Below are 15,391 nucleotides of genomic sequence, written 5' to 3'. Positions count from 1 at the left end.
TCATGGAAGCATTCACCACGCACACCGGCCGGGCCGTCCCGCTGCGCCGCAGCAACGTCGACACCGACCAGATCATCCCTGCTCACTGGCTCAAGAAGGTCACCCGGGACGGCTTCGAGGACGGGCTGTTCGAGGCCTGGCGCAAGGACCCGGAGTTCGTGCTCAACCGGCCCGAGCGGCAGGGGGCGACCGTGCTGGTCGCCGGCCCCGACTTCGGCACCGGCTCCTCCCGCGAGCACGCCGTGTGGGCGCTCCAGAACTACGGCTTCAAGGCCGTGATCTCCTCCCGTTTCGCCGACATCTTCCGCGGCAACTCGCTGAAGAACGGCCTGCTCACGGTCGTCCTGGACCAGAAGATCGTGGACGCGCTGTGGGAGCTGACCGAGCAGGACCCCACGGCTGAGGTCACTGTGGACCTTGAGGCGCGTGAGGTGCGGGCCGAGGGCATCACCGCCTCCTTCGAGCTGGACGAGAACTCCCGCTGGCGGCTGCTGAACGGCCTGGACGACATCTCCCTCACCCTCCGGAACGAGGACGACATCGCCGCGTACGAGACCCGGCGGCCCTCCTACAAGCCGCGGACGCTCCAGGGCTGATCCCGCGCACCGGTGGTCGGGATCCGGCCACCCCAACACCCCCTCTGTACCCCCGATCGCCACGATTGGGGGTACAGCCATGTCTGCACCCGAACGGACCTGCGATCTTCTTACGCGTCCCACAACTTCCCACGTTAGGAAGGGAGTTGCGCGGGTACGTGAGTGCTGTGCGCGCGGTCGGCGCAAGTGCCTGGAAGGCCATTTGAGGCGGCAGTTGCCCCCTGGGCGGGCGACAACTCGCCCCAGATGGCACAATCTGTGCATGGAACACGACGGCCAACTCCAGCTCTATACGGCGGTCGCGAACCAGCTCAAGGAAGCGCACTCACGGGTGCGCGCACTGCAAGTCCCGGAGGGCGTACGGATGGCGCTGACCCGGAAGCTGCTGGTCATTACGGCCGCGGCCAAGCACGATCTCGCCGGTGCGGCAAGGCGGCTCGAGCAGTTCACCGCGGACCTCGACGAGGGTCGGATCCCCGAAGAGGACCGCTGAACAGCCCGGGGCGACCGAGTCCGTTGCGGCACAAGGGTGATAAGCCCGTTTCGTGTTTGATTTGCGGTATATATCTGCCTAACGTGCGAAAAAGCTTGAACACTTTCGTTCTGGCGAGGTCTCCGAAGGGGAAGACGTGAACAAGGCGCAGCTCGTAGAAGCGATTGCCGACAAGGTGGGTGGCCGCCAGCAGGCCGCCGACGCTGTCGATCATGTCCTGGACGCCATCGTCCGCGCGGTCGTCGCGGGCGAGCGGGTCTCGGTCACCGGCTTCGGCTCCTTCGAGAAGGTGGACCGTCCCGCTCGCTACGCCCGCAACCCCCAGACGGGCGAGCGGGTTCGGGTCAAGAAGACCTCCGTGCCGCGCTTCCGCGCCGGTCAGGGCTTCAAGGACCTGGTCAGCGGCTCGAAGAAGCTGCCGCGCGGTGGCGAGGTGTCGGTCAAGAAGGCTCCCAAGGGCAGCCTGACCGGCGGTGCCGCGGCGACGGTGAAGAAGGCCGCCGCGAAGAAGACGACCAAGGCGGCCGCGAAGAAGACCACCACGGCCAAGAAGGCGACCCCGGCGAAGAAGACGACGACGGCCGCCGCGAAGAAGACCACGGCGAAGAAGGCGCCCGCCAAGAAGGCGACGACGGCTGCCGCGAAGACCACCGCGACGAAGGCCACCGCCAAGAAGACCACGGCGAAGAAGGCGCCCGCGAAGAAGGTGACCGCGAAGAAGGCGCCGGCCAAGAAGTCGACGGCGCGCAAGACGACCGCGAAGAAGACGACCGCCCGCAAGGCCACGTCGTAAGGTCACACGGTAGACCGCCAGGGCACTCACGCGCCGGGCCGGATTCCCCTGGGGAGTCCGGCCCGCGGCGTGTACAGGGCCAGTTACCCGGTTACAGGGTCTGGAGGGTGACCAGGGTGATCCGCAGGGTCTCACCCGTCCCTTCCGTCTCCAGCCGCACCCGCTGTCCCGGCCGCAACAGCCTGAGGCCGCCCGCGTCGAACGCGGCCGTGTCGAAGGGGACCGGGGTGCCGTCGTCCAGAAGCACCTGCCCGCTGCGGGTCTCGGGGTCGTAGGTGTACGCGGTGGCGTGCATGACGGTCAGCCTAGTGTCCGCCGCCGCGGACGGCGCGAGGGGCCCTCGAGCCCGGGATCGGCAGCCCCGCCGACACCGCCGCCGTGTGCCGGCCCACCCCCAGGGCCAGTGCCGCCCGGAGATCCTCCCCGGTGTCCACGTCCTGCCGTACCGAATCGACGCCCGGCAGCACGAGTTCCGCCGCCCCCGAGAGCCGGTGCCGGGCACGGGAATCCGGCCCGAACTCCGGCCGCAGTTCCCGCCCCGGCCCCGCGGCCAGCAAGGTCGTGCCCAGTTCGGCCGCATCCGGAAGAAAGGCCCGCGGGAATTCCGCCGCCGCACCCAGGACGAGGGCCAGCTCCGCCGCCCGCAGCGCCGGCAGATCCGCGTTCAGGGCCGCGACCGGCACCCCCGGGCGGGACTCCCGCACCGCCGCCGCGCCGTGCGCCAGAGCGGCGTTCAGTCCCCGCCCGGGGCGGTCCGGGACGATCCGCGCGCCCAGCGCCGCCAGCTCCCGCGCGGCCAGCTCGTCGTCCGTGACGACCGCCACATCCGCCACCGCCGGGCAGGACACCGCCGCGGCCACCGTGTCCTGCGCGAACGCAAGCGCCAGCCCCGGCCGCACACCGTCGGCGGCGGTGTCCGAGAGCCTGCTCTTGGCCCGGGCGAGGGGCTTCAGAGGAATCACCAAGGTCCACTGCACCGCGTACCGTCCCTCTCTCGTCACGATCATTGTCCCCCGGGTCCTCGGGCAGCCCGACCGTCGGGGCGTACGGTGTTCTCGACAGACCGGCGGCCCGGCGCGACACTTGTGCGGCCCCCGCCGGGGTGGCAGCCCTAGAGGAAGGTGTCCTTGTGCCCCGCCGCAGAATCGGCTTCTGGTACCGCTTCGCCGCGGTGATCTGCAAACCGCCGCTGGTGGTTCTGATCAAGCGGGACTGGCGTGGAATGGAGCACATTCCGGCCGAGGGCGGATTTATCACCGCGGTGAACCACAATTCCCATGTGGACCCCTTCGCGTACGCCCATTATCAGTACAACACCGGACGGGTTCCGCGATTCCTGGCGAAGAGCGGACTTTTCAAGAAGGGATTCGTCGGCGCCGCGATGCGCGGCACCGGACAGATCCCCGTCTACCGCGAGTCCACGGACGCGCTGAGCGCCTTCCGGGCCGCGATCGACGCCGTGGAACGCGGTGAGTGCGTCGCCTTCTACCCCGAGGGCACCCTCACCCGCGACCCGGACGGCTGGCCCATGACCGGCAAGACCGGTGCCGCCCGCGTCGCCCTCCAGACCAGGTGCCCGGTCGTGCCCGTCGCCCAGTGGGGCGCCAACGAACTGCTGCCGCCGTACGCCAAGAAGCCGAACCTCTTCCCGCGCAAGACCCACCATGTGCTGGCGGGCCCGCCGGTGGACCTGTCGCGCTTCTACGGCAAGGAGATGACCCCGGAGGTCCTCAAGGAGGCCACCGAGGTCATCATGGCGGCCATCACCCGCCTGCTGGAGGAGATCCGCGGCGAGAAGGCGCCGGAGACGCCCTACGACCCGCGCCGCGAACGCATCGAGCAGCGGCGCCGCACCCAGGCGCAGACGCGAGGCAAGGAACCGGAGGGCCAGGGCACGTGAGCAAGGCGGTAAAGGCGGCGGTCATGGGCACCGGCTCATGGGGCACCGCTTTCGGCATGGTCCTCGCCGACGCGGGCTGCGAGGTGACGGTGTGGGCCCGCCGCCCGGAGCTGGCCGAGGCCGTCAACTCCACCCGGACCAACCCCGACTACCTGCCCGGGGTCGAGCTCCCGGAGCGGCTGCGCGCCACCTCGGACGCGGCCGAGGCGCTGCGGGACGCGGACTTCACCGTCCTCGCCATCCCCTCCCAGACCCTGCGCGCCAACCTCGCCGAGTGGACCCCGATGCTCGCGCCGGACACCGTGCTCGTCTCCCTGATGAAGGGCGTCGAACTCGGCTCCACCATGCGGATGAGCGAGGTCGTCGAGGACGTCGCGAAGGTCGGCTCCGATCGCATCGCCGTGGTCACCGGGCCCAACCTGGCCCGCGAGATCGCCGCGCGGATGCCCGCCGCGGCCGTCGTCGCCTGCACCGACGAGCGGGTCGCGCAGCGCCTCCAGGCCGCCTGCCACACGCCGTACTTCCGGCCGTACACCAACACCGACGTCGTCGGCTGCGAACTCGGCGGCGCGGTCAAGAACGTCATCGGGCTCGCGGTCGGCATCGCCGACGGCATGGGCCTCGGCGACAACGCCAAGGGCTCCCTCATCACGCGCGGCCTCGCCGAGACCACCCGGCTCGGCAGCGCGCTCGGCGCCGACCCGATGACCTTCTCCGGCCTCGCGGGCCTCGGCGACCTGGTCGCCACCTGCTCCTCGCCGCTGTCCCGCAACCACACCTTCGGCGCCAACCTCGGCAAGGGCATGACCCTGGAGGAGACCATCGCGGTCACCCGGCAGACCGCCGAGGGCGTCAAGTCCTGCGAGTCCGTGCTGGATCTGGCCCGCCGGCACGACGTCGACATGCCCATCACCGAGACGGTCGTCGCGATCGTCCACGAGGGCAAGTCGCCGGTGGCCGCGGTGAAGGAGCTGATGTCGCGCAGCGCGAAGCCGGAACGACGCTGAGCGACCACTCGGGGGACGCGTCGTCACGGCGGCCGAGCGGGCGCTGACGCGGGGGATACCAACGGGTACTCTCAACGCGATATGAGCACCGAGAACCTCCCCCAGACCCCCGAGCAGCCGTCGCGCAAGCCGCGCGTGGCCGTCGTGTTCGGCGGCCGCAGCTCCGAACACGGCATCTCCGCGGTCACGGCCGGCGCCGTCCTCAAGGCCATCGACCGGAGCAAGTACGACGTCCTGCCGATCGGCATCACGCGGGAGGGCCGCTGGGTGCTCACCGCCGACGAGCCGGAGCGGATGGCCATCACCGACCGCCGCACCCCCGAGGTCGCGGACCTCGCCGAGTCGCACGAGGGCGGCGTGGTGCTCCCCGTCGACCCCGCGAACCGCGAGGTCGTCTACAGCGAGCCCGGTTCCGTGCCCAAGGCGCTCGGCGAGGTCGACGTGGTCTTCCCGGTGCTGCACGGCCCGTACGGCGAGGACGGCACCCTCCAGGGCCTCCTGGAGCTGTCCGGAGTGCCGTACGTCGGCTCCGGCGTGCTCGCCTCGGCCGTCGGCCAGGACAAGGAGTACATGAAGCGGGTCTTCACCTCCTTCGGGCTCAAGGTCGGCCCCTACGTGGTGATCCGCCCCCGGGAGTGGCAGCAGGACGAGTCCGCCGCCCGCAAGAAGATCGTCGACTTCGCCGGCGAGCACGGCTGGCCGCTGTTCGTGAAGCCCGCGCGCGCGGGCTCGTCCATCGGCATCACCAAGGTCGACGACCTGTCCGGCCTGGACGAGGCGATCGCCGAGGCGCAGGCGCACGACCCGAAGATCCTGGTCGAGGCCGCCGTACGGGGCCGTGAGATCGAGTGCGGCGTGCTGGAGTTCGAGGACGGGCCGCGCGCCTCCGTCCCGGCCGAGATCCCGCCGCCGGACGCGCACGCGTACTACGACTTCGAGGCCAAGTACATCGACTCCACCCCCGGTCTCGTGCCGGCGCCGCTCACCGAGGCGCAGACCGCCGAGGTGCAGGAACTCGCCGTGCAGGCCTTCGAGGCGGCCTCCTGCGAGGGTCTGGTCCGCGCGGACTTCTTCCTCACCGAGGACGGCGAGTTCGTCATCAACGAGATCAACACCCTGCCGGGCTTCACGCCGATCTCGATGTACCCGCAGATGTGGCAGGCCAGCGGGGTCTCCTACCCCGAGCTGATCGACCGCCTGGTGCAGGCGGCGCTGCGCCGCCCGACCGGTCTGCGCTGAGCGCCAGCGAACCTCTAGCCGCGCATGGAGGCGATCCCCTCGGGGATCGCCTTCTTCACGGCCGGCGCCAGGTCCGTGAGGACGCCGGTGCCCTCCTCCTGCGCGGACATGCCCTTGGGCAGGCTCACCTGCACATAGGCCACGCGGCCCGCCGTGGTGAACCGCCAGGTGCCGTCGCTCTGCTTCTCCATCAGCCAGTCGACGCCGTCGACCCCGCCCGCGATCGCGTCCGGGTCGCCGCCTTCGGCCACCTTGGGGTCGATCATCGTCGGCGGCCGTACGACACCGCAGCGCAGTATGATCGCCGGGTTTCCCCAGCCCGCCGTGTAGGCGGACCGGGGTCCGGGGTCGTTCCGGCTCCTGCCGTCGAGCTGCTGCGGCAGCACCCGGTGCAGTTCCCGGCACACCGGCGCCGTCTTCGCGTCGGGGCTGGGAACCGTCACCGCCGTGCCGTCGTCTGCCGAGGAGCAGCCCGCGACCGCGACGAGCAGCGCGGGCGCGAGCACGCCGAGAGGCCGGTGACGGAAAATGTTCACCGGCCAAGCGTAGACGGGGGCTAGATATGCACGACCGGGCAGGTCAGGGTGCGCGTGATGCCGTCCACTTGCTGGACCTTCGCGACCACCATGCGACCGAGGTCGTCGACGGTGTCGGCTTGTGCGCGCACGATGACGTCATACGGTCCCGTCACGTCCTCGGCCTGGATCACTCCAGGAATCTTGCTGATCGTGTCGGCGACGGTCGACGCTTTGCCGACCTCCGTCTGGATCAGGATGTACGCCTGTACCACGGAACCTCCAGGGCGGCCACGAGGATCATGTGGGGGAAAGGAACGCCACGGTATCGCGTCGCCGCGCCCCTCGGGGAGACCCGCGGGAACCGGGCTTGCGCGCCAGAGTGCAGGCACGACGGAAGTTGACGGTCGGAACGGCCTTCATCCACGGTCATTCCGACCGTATCGACGGTCATCTCGACCGTATCGGGGACACTGATGACGCGCGACTGGGCACGGCTAGGGAGAGAAGGGGAGCCAAGGGACATGAAGGGCACTGTTGGTGAGCTCGGGGAGTTCGGGCTCATCAGGGAGCTCACCTCCCGTCTCACCACCACCCCGGCGGTCCGGATCGGGCCCGGCGACGACGCCGCGGTGCTCGCCGCACCCGACCGGCGGGTGGTGGCGAGCACGGACATCCTGCTGGAGGGCCGGCACTTCCGCCGTGACTGGTCCACGGCCTACGACGTCGGCCGCAAGGCCGCCGCACAGAACCTCGCGGACATCGCCGCCATGGGCGCCGTACCGACCGCGCTGCTGCTCGGCCTGGTGGTGCCGGCCGAACTCCCGGTCACCTGGCCGAGCGAGCTGATGGACGGCCTGCGCGACGAGTGCCAGGTCGCGGGCGCCTCGGTGGTCGGCGGAGACGTCGTACGCGGCGACACGATCATGGTGTCGATCACCGCGCTCGGTGATCTGCGCAACCAGGAGCCCGTCACCCGTGGCGGAGCCCAGCCCGGCGACCTGGTGGCCGTGACGGGCTGGCTGGGCTGGTCCGCGGCCGGCTACGCGGTGCTGTCCCGCGGCTTCCGCTCGCCGCGCGCCTTCGTGGAGGCCCACCGGCGCCCCGAGCCGCCGTACCACGCGGGTCCGGCCGCGGCGGCGCTCGGCGCGACCGCGATGTGCGACGTGAGCGACGGGCTGATCGCCGACCTCGGGCACATCGCCGAGGCCAGCAAGGTCCGGATCGACATCCGCTCCGGCGCGATCGACATCCCGACCCAGATGAACGACATCGGTCAGGCCGTCGGCGTCGACCCGCTCCAGTGGGTGCTGACCGGCGGAGAGGACCACGCGATCGTGGCGACCTTCCCGCCGGACGCCAAGCTGCCGGCCCGCTGGAAGGTGATCGGCGAGGTCCTCAACCCCTCCGCGCTGCCCCAGGTGACCGTGGACGGGGCGCCCTGGACCAGCAAGGGCGGCTGGGACCACTTCGGGGACATCGAGTCATGAGCCTGCCCCGGGTGCTCACGGTGGCCGGCTCCGACTCCGGCGGCGGCGCCGGGGTCCAGGCCGACCTGAAGACGATGTTGGCGCTCGGCGTGCACGGGATGAGCGTGATCACGGCCGTGACCGCGCAGAACTCGCGGGGCGTCCAGGGCGCCTGGGAGCTGCCCGCCGAGGCCGTGCGGGCCCAGTACCGCACTGTCGTGGACGACATCGGCGTACAGGCCGTGAAGACCGGCATGCTGGCCTCGGCCGAACTGGTCGAGACGGTCGCCGAGTTGATCTCCGGCACGGACGCCCCGGCCGTGGTCGACCCGGTCGGCGTCTCCAAGCACGGCGACCCGCTGCTGGCCGCCACCGCGCTGGACTCGGTGCGCGGCCGCCTGCTTCCGGCGGCGACGGTGGCCACCCCCAACCTCGACGAGGTGGCCCAACTCACCGGCGTACGGGTGGAGTCCGAGGACGACCTGCGGCCGGCGGCGGAAGCCGTCCTGGCGTACGGTCCGCGCTGGGTGCTGATCAAGGGCGGCCATCTCGCCGGGGACGCCGTCGACCTGCTGACCGACGGCTCGGCCGAGCACTGGCTGCGCGCCCCGCGCCACGACAACCGGCACACCCACGGCACCGGCTGCACCCTGGCGTCCGCGATCGCCTGCGGACTGGCGAAGGGCCTGAGCGTCCCGGAGGCGGTCCAGGCCGCCAAGAGCTACGTCACGGGCGCCATCGCCGCCGGTTTCCCGCTGGGCACGGGCATCGGCCCGGTGCACCACGGCTGGGCCCTCGGCACGCACCGGCCTCAGGCCGGGTAGTCCCCCAGCTCGATCGCGGTCGCCGCCTTCTCCGTCATCCGCTTGAAGAACCCGCCCAGCGGCCGCGAGCTCAGCAGCCGGTACATCCGGTCCCGGCTGCGGATCCGCCGCTCGGTGGGCGGCGCGAAGAACGGTCCCGCGTTGCCGGAGATCTTCTGGCAGCCCTTCGCGAAGTCCGTGATCCGGCGCTCGTACGCGGCGAAGGCGGTGCGGTGGTCGCCGCCCGCCAGGGCCAGTTCACCGGCCAGCACATAGGCGCCGACCATCGCCACCCCGGTGCCCATCCCGCCCATGGTCGCGCCGTACCCGGCATCGCCCAGCAGCGCCACCCGCCCCCGGGTCAGCCGGTCGACATGGATCTGGGCGATCGCGTCGAAGTACAGGTCGTCGGCGTCCTGAAGCGCCCCGAGGACGTACGGCGCCTCCCAGCCCATCCCGGCGAAGCGCTCGGTGAGGATCCGGCGCTGCGCGTCCGTGTCCCGGCGGTCGTACGCCAGCTGCTCGGACCGGAACACCAGCAGGGCTCCCGCGCGGTCCGGGTCGCCGTCGTAGTTGCTGATGCCGACGCAGCGGCCCGGCTCGCTGTGCAGGCGGGCGGTGCGGTCCAGACCGAGGTGGTTGGGAAGGCTGAAGGCGGCCACGTAGTGATCGAAGAAGCGTAGATAGCGGGACTCGTCGCCGAAGACCAGACGGCGGGTGTTCGAGTGCAGGCCGTCGGCGCCGACGACCAGGTCGAAGCGGCGGGGCGCACCCCGTTCGAAGGCCGCCTCGACGCCCTGCCCGGTGTCCGTCAGCGCGGTGACGGAGTCGTCGAAGACGTACTCCACCGTGTCCTTCGTACGCTCGTACATGATCCGCGCCAGATCGCCGCGGAAGATCTCCACATCGCCGCTCATCATCTCCGCGGGCAGGTCCACGCGCGGGCTGCCGTCGGCGGACACCACGGTCTGGCGGCCCATGTGGGTCTGGTGGGCGTGGATCTCGTCCCACAGGCCCATCGCGGTGAGGACCCTGCGGTGCACGCGTCCCCGGAAGTCCACGGCGAAGCCGCCGCCGCGCAGCTCGGGCGCCTTCTCCACGACGGTGACCCGGGCGCCGTGGCGGGCCAGGTTCAGGGCGAGGGCGGGGCCGGCGACGCTCGCGCCGGAGATCAGGACGGTCAGGTGGCTCAGATCGGCTGTCTTCGTCATGCCCCCTACGGTCCAGGGCCCCGCTGACCGTGCGCCTACCGTTCGCTGACCGCCGCTGACCGAAGCTTCCGGCCCTGCTCAAAGGCCTGCTCGAACTCCTTTGGGGACAGGCACGCACGCGTGTGCTCCGTCGTCGTCACGACATCGGGGTCGCCGAGCTGCGGCGCGCCCCTCAGGCCCGCGGCGGCGCCGAGGAGTTCGGCCGCCCGCTCCGGCCGCGGGGCCACGGCCGCGAGCGCGTCGGCGACATCGGCCAGCAGCAGCACCTCCGGCGACTCCAGGGCCTGGGCGTGGGCCTGGGCGAGCCACTCGCGGGCGGTGCCCGGGTCCCCCTCGGCGGCGGCCGTGCGCGCCAGGCCGATCATGATCCGCGCCGTCTCGCCGACGCTGAACCAGGTGGCCGCGCAGGTCTGGAGGGCGTTCTCGTAGTGCACGCGCGCGCGTGCCGGGTCCCCGGTCAGGCGGGCCACATCGCCCAGGCCGCGCAGCGCCCCGGCCGCCTTGTCGGTCGCCCCGGCGGCGCGGGCCAGGTCGTACGAGCGCGTGAAGTGCGCGGCGGCCTCCTGCGCGGATCCCCGGCCCAGCAGGGTGATCGCACGGGTGCGCAGCAGATCGGCGGTCTCCTCGGGCGCGTCCAGCTCCCGGACGTGCCCCAAGCCCTCGTCCAGCAGGGCCAGCGCCCGCGCGTACTCGCCGCGGCCGTACGCAAACCCGGCCAGCGGATCGAGGCAGTTGGCCAGTCCCCAGCGGTCCCCGGTCGCCCGGAAGCCCTCCCACGCGCGCGTGAAGGCCGCTTCCGCCGCGGCGGCCCGCCCCGCGAACAGCGCCTGGTAGGCGAGGCCGACGTCCAGCAGGGCCAGACTCCACGGCTCCTGCCCCATCTGCGCCCGCACCCGCGCGTCCGTGCTCAGCAGCGGGCCGCCGGTGAGGGACCACAGGACCACCGTGAACGGCAGCCGCAGCGGCCCGTCCAGCGTGGCCATGACGGCGGCCGCGCGCGCGACGAGACCGGCGTCCTCCGGATCGTCGCCCTGCCCGGACACGGCGTTCATCACGCACAGGGCGTACTCCTCCGCCCGCCCGGGCGGCGGCTCGGCGCCGACCGCCGCGAGCAGCGCCCGGGCCCGCGGCACCCGGTCGCCGTGCAGGCCGCGCAGCCGCCGGAACCAGGTCAGGGCGGCCATCAGCCGCAGCGCGTCCCCGGGCGCGGCTTCGGTCAGATGGCGCAGCGCCGCGTCCAGGTTGTCCTGCTCGGCGGTCAGCCGGGCCAGCCAGGGCAGCTGGCCGCCGCCGCGCAGGGCCGGCTCCGCCTGCTCGGCCAGCCGCAGGAAGTACCCGGCGTGCGCCGCCCGCAGCGCCGCCGGCTCGGCCAGCGACTCGGCGGCGAAGGCACGGATCGTCTCCAGCATCCGGTAGCGCCCGTCGGCCACCTCGACGAAGGACTTCTCCACCAGGGACGCCAGCGCGTCCTCCGGGTACGGCACCCCGCACACGGCCGCCACGGCGTCCAGCGTGGCGCCTCCGGCGAAGACGGTCAGCCGGCTCGCCAGCTCCCGTTCCGCCGTGTCCAGCAGTTCCCAGCTCCACTCCACCACCGCGCGCAGCGTGCGGTGCCGGGGCGCCTTGGCCCGGTCCCCGCGGGTGAGCAGCCGGAACCGGTCGTGCAGCCGGTCGGCCAGCTCCTCGGCCGACAGGGTGCGCAGCCGTGCCGCCGCCAGCTCGATCGCCAGCGGCAGTCCGTCCAGCGCCCGGCAGATCTCCGCCGCGCGCGCGTGGCCGTCGAAGCCGGGCCGCACACTTCGCGCCCGGTCCAGCAGCAGCCGTACGGCGGACTCCTGCGGCAGCGGCGGCACCGGCACCAGGACCTCGCCCGTGATGGCCAGCGACTCCCGGCTGGTCGCCAGCACCCGGACGCCCGGGCAGGCGGCCAGCACCCGGGCGACCGTCCGCGCGGCGGCCTCGACCAGATGCTCGCAGTTGTCCAGCACCAGCAGCACGGCCCGGTCGGCCAGCGCGGCCAGCAGCCGGGCCGCCGCGTCCGTGGCCGGGCTGCGGAAGCCGTCCCGCACCCCGAGCGCCGCCAGCACCGCGTACGGGATCCGGGAGCCGTCGGCGAGCGGGGCCAGCTCCACCAGGCACACCTCGGTGCCGGGGCGGGACCGGGCCGCCTCCAGCGCGAGCCGGGTCTTGCCGACGCCCCCGGGGCCGGTGAGCGTCACCAGCCGGGAGCCGGCCAGCGCCTCCTCGACCCGGGCCAGCTCCGCTTCCCGGCCGACGAAACGGGTCAGCTGGGCCGGCAGCGCGGGCCGGACGGGGGCCTCGGGGCCGCCCCGGAGCAGTTCCCGGTGGAGCGCGGAGAGCTCGGCCGACGGATCCGTGCCCAGCTGGTCGGCGAGCGTGCGCCGCGCCTCCTCGTACACCGTGAGCGCCTCGGCGGGCCGCCCGGCCGCGTGCAGCGCCCGCATCAGCTGTCCGTACGGCCGCTCGTCCAGCGGATGCTCCGCGAGCAGCGCCCGCAGCTCCGGCACCAGCTCCGCCCCGCCGCCGAGCCCCAGCTCCGCCTCGATCCGGTCCTGTACGGCGGCCAGCCGCAGCTCCGCGAGCCGGGCCCGGTCGGCGTGCGCGTCCGGCAGATCGGGCAGCGCCGGGCCGCGCCACAGCGCGAGCGCGTCCCGCAGCAGCGCCGCCGCGCGCGGGTGGTCGGCGGCGGCGAGCGCGGTACGGCCCTCGGCGGCGAGCCGGGCGAACCGGTGGGCGTCGACGGTGTCCGGATCGACGGTCCGCGGGCCGCCGGTTCCCGGGCCGACGGCGAGGGTGTATCCGGCGGGGACCGCGTCGATGCGGGCGTGCGGGGCGAGCCGCCCGCGCAGCCGGGATATCTGCGACTGGAGCGCGTTCGCGGCACCGGCGGGCGGCTCGGCGCCGTACAGGCCGTCCAGCAGGCGCTCCACGGAGACCGCGCGGCCGGCGTCCAGGAGCAGCAGGGTGAGCAGCGCGCGGGGGCGGGGGCCGCCGGGGGACACAGGGGTGCCGTCGCCGGTGTGGATCTCCAGGGGGCCCAGAATGCCGAAGCGCATTCTGCGCATTGTTCCATCCACCGCGCGCGGGTACGGCAAAAAGCCGGCCCACCCGAAGGTGGACCGGCTCAGTGCAGCGGACCAGGCAGTGGCCGCGCGCTCAGCTGGTGCGTCAGCGCGAGACCTTGCCGGCCTTGATGCACGAGGTGCAGGCGTTCACGCGCTTCGGCGTCCCGCCGACCACGGTACGCACACGCTGGATGTTCGGGTTCCAGCGGCGGGACGTACGGCGGTGCGAGTGCGAGATGTTGTTGCCGAAGCCCGGCCCCTTGCCGCAGACGTCGCAGTTGGCAGCCACGGGTCACTCCAAAGACTTCAGATGCACTTACGGTTAATCCCGGCATGCCGGGATCGAGATCGTACGATCTGAGATCTGAGTGGCGTTGCCAGGGGAACAGCCCGATCGGATCGGGCAACCGGAGCAGCATACAACGGCCGCGCCAGCAGAACGAAACTACCATGGCGGATCGGTGCCCCGCTCCCGGCCCGCCTCGGCCGGACACCGGCCCGGGGTCTACGCTGCGTGCCACGTCCAGCCAGCTCAGGGAGGCGCAGGTGGCGCAGGTGCCGCAGACATTCCTCGATGCTCTCGCGGTGCGCACCTGGTGCGGTCTGGCGCTCCGGGCGCTCGGCCGGGCACGGGAGGAGATCGACGCGATCAACGTCTACCCCGTGGCCGACGGCGACACCGGGACCAACCTCTATCTGACGGTGGAGTCCGCCGCGACGGCCGTGGAGGCCGTGTTCGCCGGGTACGGGACCGGCTCCGCCGAGCCGTCCCTCGCGGACGCGGTACGGGCCATGGCGCACGGAGCGCTCATCGGCGCCCGGGGCAACTCCGGAACGATCCTCGCCCAGCTGCTGCGCGGCATGGCCCAGGTCCTCGCGGACGGCCGGAACCGTGACGTACCCCACATCGACGGTCCGGAGCTGCGGCTGGCCCTGCGCCGGGCCGCCGACTCCGCCCGGCAGGCCGTGGCCCACCCGGTCGAGGGCACCGTCCTCACCGTCGCCTCGGCCGCCGCGGACGCCGCCGACGGAGCCGAGGGCGACTGCGCGGCCGTCGCCCGGGCCGCCTACGCGGGGGCGCGGGCCGCGCTGGCGGCGACCCCCGGGCAGCTGGCCGTGCTGGAGCGGGCCAACGTGGTGGACGCGGGCGGCAGCGGACTGGTGACGGTGCTGGGGGCGCTGGTGGAGGCGGTCACCGGGGAGCCGGTCGCGCCGGAGGCGGTGCGCGGGCACACCCTGGCCCGGGGCGATGCGGCGGACACCGCGTCCGCTGCCCACGCGCGCGCGTGCGGCTCCGGCGGGTGCCCCGAGGGCGCCGGAGCCGGCGGCCCCGCCTTCGAGGTGATCTATCTCCTGGAGGCCGACGACGCGGCCGTGGCCCGGCTGCGCACGCGGCTCGACGCCCTCGGCGACTCCCTCGTGGTGGTCGGCGGCGACGGGCTGTGGAACGTCCATGTCCATGTGGACGACGCCGGTGCCGCCGTCGAGGCGGGCGTGGAGGCGGGCCGGCCGTACCGGATCCGGATCACCCACTTCGGGCTGGGCGACGTGCACACCGCAGGCCGGCCGCACCCGCGCGAGCGCGCCCAGCGGGCCGTCGTCGCCGTCGTCCCCGGCGAGGGGCTGGCCGGGCTGTACACCGAGGCCGGCGCGACCACCGTCCTCGCCCGCCCCGGGGAGCCGCCGGCCAGCGGGGAGCTGGTGGAGGCGGTACGGCGGGCCCACGCGCGCGAGGTGGTCCTGCTGCCCAACGACTCCGAGCTGCGCCACACCGCAGCCGCGGCCGCCGAGCAGGCCCGCACCGAGGGCATCCGGGTGGCGCTGATCCCGACCCGCTCGGCGGTGCAGGGCATCGCCGCGCTCGCCGTGCACGAGCCGGAACGCCGCTTCGACGAGGACGTCGTCCAGATGACCTCGGCGGCGGGCGCCACCCGCTACGCCGAGATCACCGTGGCCGAACGCCAGTCCTGGACGACGGCTGGCATCTGCCAGGCCGGGGACGTCCTGGGCCTGATCGACGGCGATGTGGCGGTGATCGGCCCGGAGGTCGGCGCCACCGCCGAGACGGTCCTGGACCGCATGCTCCAGGCCGGCGGCGAGCTGGTCACCCTCGTCGTCGGTGACGGCGCCCCCGAGGCCGTCGCCGAGCGCCTCCAGGCCCGGGTCCGGGAGTCCTACCTGGCCGTGGACACGGTGGTGTACCAGGGCGGCCGGCAGGGCGCGCTGCTGCTCATCGGGGTGGAGTGAGCAGGGCAGCGGCCCTGAGGTGAGCGGGGGCC

The 15,391-nt window shown here is 73.0% G+C and carries 16 protein-coding genes; 9 read left to right on the top strand and 7 right to left on the bottom strand.

Annotated features, from left to right (window positions below; translation table 11 throughout):
* Nucleotides 1–2 precede the first annotated feature (2 nt).
* From leuD to ACWCV9_RS05265, 3 genes are all read left to right on the top strand, one after another.
* Nucleotides 3–596, top strand: coding sequence for a 3-isopropylmalate dehydratase small subunit (gene leuD, locus ACWCV9_RS05275; RefSeq protein ID WP_450784376.1), 594 nt, complete (start codon nt 3–5; stop codon nt 594–596).
* 262 nt (nt 597–858) lie between these two features.
* On the top strand, nt 859–1,089 hold the full coding sequence (locus ACWCV9_RS05270; protein ID WP_385839756.1) for an SCO5555 family protein: 231 nt from the start codon (nt 859–861) through the stop codon (nt 1,087–1,089).
* Between the two features lie 136 nt (nt 1,090–1,225).
* Nucleotides 1,226–1,882 (top strand): HU family DNA-binding protein, encoded by a 657-nt coding sequence (locus ACWCV9_RS05265; protein ID WP_450784375.1) that lies wholly within the window; start codon nt 1,226–1,228, stop codon nt 1,880–1,882.
* A gap of 91 nt (nt 1,883–1,973) precedes the next feature.
* Here ACWCV9_RS05265 and ACWCV9_RS05260 read toward each other — a convergent pair whose 3' ends face one another.
* Together ACWCV9_RS05260 and cofC are read right to left on the bottom strand one after the other, a co-directional pair.
* Nucleotides 1,974–2,177, bottom strand: coding sequence for a hypothetical protein (locus ACWCV9_RS05260; protein ID WP_385839754.1), 204 nt, complete (start codon nt 2,175–2,177; stop codon nt 1,974–1,976).
* Nucleotides 2,178–2,187: 10 nt separating this feature from the next.
* A complete protein-coding gene (cofC, locus tag ACWCV9_RS05255) occupies nt 2,188–2,859 on the bottom strand; it encodes a 2-phospho-L-lactate guanylyltransferase (protein WP_450784701.1) in 672 nt (223 codons plus the stop codon).
* Between the two features lie 152 nt (nt 2,860–3,011).
* On the opposite strand from cofC, the gene ACWCV9_RS05250 reads away from it, so the two are divergent.
* The 3 genes from ACWCV9_RS05250 to ACWCV9_RS05240 all read left to right on the top strand — a co-directional run bounded on the left by ACWCV9_RS05250 (nt 3,012) and on the right by ACWCV9_RS05240 (nt 6,028).
* On the top strand, nt 3,012–3,782 hold the full coding sequence (locus tag ACWCV9_RS05250) for a lysophospholipid acyltransferase family protein (protein WP_450784374.1): 771 nt from the start codon (nt 3,012–3,014) through the stop codon (nt 3,780–3,782).
* The gene (locus tag ACWCV9_RS05245) at nt 3,779–4,789 is read left to right on the top strand and encodes an NAD(P)H-dependent glycerol-3-phosphate dehydrogenase (RefSeq protein ID WP_450784373.1); all 1,011 of its coding nucleotides are present in this window, start codon (nt 3,779–3,781) and stop codon (nt 4,787–4,789) included. The genes ACWCV9_RS05250 and ACWCV9_RS05245 overlap by 4 nt, the downstream gene beginning before the upstream one ends.
* A gap of 81 nt (nt 4,790–4,870) precedes the next feature.
* Nucleotides 4,871–6,028, top strand: a complete 1,158-nt coding sequence (locus ACWCV9_RS05240; RefSeq protein ID WP_385839751.1) for a D-alanine--D-alanine ligase family protein — start codon at nt 4,871–4,873, stop codon at nt 6,026–6,028.
* Between the two features lie 14 nt (nt 6,029–6,042).
* On the opposite strand, the gene ACWCV9_RS05235 is transcribed toward ACWCV9_RS05240, so the two are convergent.
* Together ACWCV9_RS05235 and ACWCV9_RS05230 are read right to left on the bottom strand one after the other, a co-directional pair.
* Nucleotides 6,043–6,564 carry a DUF3515 domain-containing protein gene (locus tag ACWCV9_RS05235; protein WP_450784372.1) on the bottom strand — a complete coding sequence of 174 codons (522 nt, stop codon included), beginning with the start codon at nt 6,562–6,564 and terminating at the stop codon, nt 6,043–6,045.
* A 20-nt stretch (nt 6,565–6,584) separates the two neighbouring features.
* Nucleotides 6,585–6,818, bottom strand: coding sequence for an Lrp/AsnC family transcriptional regulator (locus ACWCV9_RS05230; RefSeq protein ID WP_450784371.1), 234 nt, complete (start codon nt 6,816–6,818; stop codon nt 6,585–6,587).
* Nucleotides 6,819–7,067: 249 nt separating this feature from the next.
* Here ACWCV9_RS05230 and ACWCV9_RS05225 point away from each other — a divergent pair, with 249 nt between their 5' ends.
* Together ACWCV9_RS05225 and thiD are read left to right on the top strand one after the other, a co-directional pair.
* Nucleotides 7,068–8,033: a thiamine-phosphate kinase gene (locus ACWCV9_RS05225; protein WP_450784370.1), complete on the top strand. Its 966-nt coding sequence runs from the start codon at nt 7,068–7,070 to the stop codon at nt 8,031–8,033.
* Nucleotides 8,030–8,836, top strand: coding sequence for a bifunctional hydroxymethylpyrimidine kinase/phosphomethylpyrimidine kinase (thiD, locus tag ACWCV9_RS05220; RefSeq protein WP_450784369.1), 807 nt, complete (start codon nt 8,030–8,032; stop codon nt 8,834–8,836). The genes ACWCV9_RS05225 and thiD overlap by 4 nt, the downstream gene beginning before the upstream one ends.
* Here the strand turns inward: thiD and ACWCV9_RS05215 are convergent.
* From ACWCV9_RS05215 to rpmB, 3 genes are all read right to left on the bottom strand, one after another.
* Nucleotides 8,824–10,026 carry an FAD-dependent monooxygenase gene (locus ACWCV9_RS05215; RefSeq protein ID WP_450784368.1) on the bottom strand — a complete coding sequence of 401 codons (1,203 nt, stop codon included), beginning with the start codon at nt 10,024–10,026 and terminating at the stop codon, nt 8,824–8,826. The genes thiD and ACWCV9_RS05215 overlap by 13 nt on opposite strands.
* Nucleotides 10,027–10,061: 35 nt before the next feature.
* Entirely contained in the window at nt 10,062–13,103 is a 3,042-nt protein-coding gene (locus ACWCV9_RS05210) for a BTAD domain-containing putative transcriptional regulator (protein ID WP_450784367.1), read from the bottom strand.
* A gap of 112 nt (nt 13,104–13,215) precedes the next feature.
* Nucleotides 13,216–13,401 (bottom strand): 50S ribosomal protein L28, encoded by a 186-nt coding sequence (gene rpmB / locus ACWCV9_RS05205; RefSeq protein WP_003993230.1) that lies wholly within the window; start codon nt 13,399–13,401, stop codon nt 13,216–13,218.
* A gap of 257 nt (nt 13,402–13,658) precedes the next feature.
* Between rpmB and ACWCV9_RS05200 the strand changes: the two genes are divergently transcribed.
* Nucleotides 13,659–15,359, top strand: coding sequence for a DAK2 domain-containing protein (locus ACWCV9_RS05200; protein WP_450784366.1), 1,701 nt, complete (start codon nt 13,659–13,661; stop codon nt 15,357–15,359).
* The last annotated feature ends 32 nt before the right edge of the window (nt 15,360–15,391 follow it).

It is taken from the genome of Streptomyces sp. NPDC001606 (genome assembly GCF_053596835.1).
The sequence above is the reverse complement of the archived record's forward strand: the minus strand, read 5'-3'. Positions and strand labels throughout refer to the sequence as shown.

What these genes read in the sequence shown, in the direction of transcription:
- leuD (WP_450784376.1), top strand. Translation starts at nt 3, where the DNA reads ATGGAAGCATTCACCACGCACACCGGCCGGGCCGTCCCGCTGCGCCGC.
- ACWCV9_RS05210 (WP_450784367.1), bottom strand. Translation starts at nt 13,103, where the DNA reads ATGCGCTTCGGCATTCTGGGCCCCCTGGAGATCCACACCGGCGACGGC.
- ACWCV9_RS05240 (WP_385839751.1), top strand. Translation starts at nt 4,871, where the DNA reads ATGAGCACCGAGAACCTCCCCCAGACCCCCGAGCAGCCGTCGCGCAAG.
- ACWCV9_RS05270 (WP_385839756.1), top strand. Translation starts at nt 859, where the DNA reads ATGGAACACGACGGCCAACTCCAGCTCTATACGGCGGTCGCGAACCAG.
- ACWCV9_RS05215 (WP_450784368.1), bottom strand. Translation starts at nt 10,026, where the DNA reads ATGACGAAGACAGCCGATCTGAGCCACCTGACCGTCCTGATCTCCGGC.
- ACWCV9_RS05225 (WP_450784370.1), top strand. Translation starts at nt 7,068, where the DNA reads ATGAAGGGCACTGTTGGTGAGCTCGGGGAGTTCGGGCTCATCAGGGAG.
- thiD (WP_450784369.1), top strand. Translation starts at nt 8,030, where the DNA reads ATGAGCCTGCCCCGGGTGCTCACGGTGGCCGGCTCCGACTCCGGCGGC.
- ACWCV9_RS05260 (WP_385839754.1), bottom strand. Translation starts at nt 2,177, where the DNA reads ATGCACGCCACCGCGTACACCTACGACCCCGAGACCCGCAGCGGGCAG.